At 67.6% G+C, this 253-nt stretch carries 1 pseudogene; it reads left to right on the top strand.

The window, feature by feature from the left end:
* Window positions 1–253 (top strand): annotated as a pseudogene (locus RMT89_RS44355) (sensor histidine kinase KdpD); the annotation flags it as partial.

Raw genomic sequence — 253 nt, 5'->3', positions numbered from 1 at the left:
GACGCAGGCGCTCGTCGAAGGCCTCGAGGTGATCCCGCGCCGGCGCATGGAGTACAAGGGCCGCGTGGTCGAGGAAATGGACCTCGATGCCGTGCTGGCACGCCGCCCGCAGCTCGTCCTCGTCGACGAGCTCGCGCACACCAACGGGCCGGAGAGCCGCCACCCCAAGCGCTTCCTCGATGTCGAGGAGATCCTCGCCGCCGGCATCGACGTCTACTCGACGCTCAACATTCAGCACGTGGAGAGCCTCAAC

Source organism: Streptomyces sp. P17, assembly GCF_032436805.1.
Taxonomy (GTDB): domain Bacteria; phylum Actinomycetota; class Actinomycetes; order Streptomycetales; family Streptomycetaceae; genus Streptomyces.
Note: the sequence above shows the minus strand (reverse complement) of the source record. Positions and strands in the feature narration are given on the sequence as shown.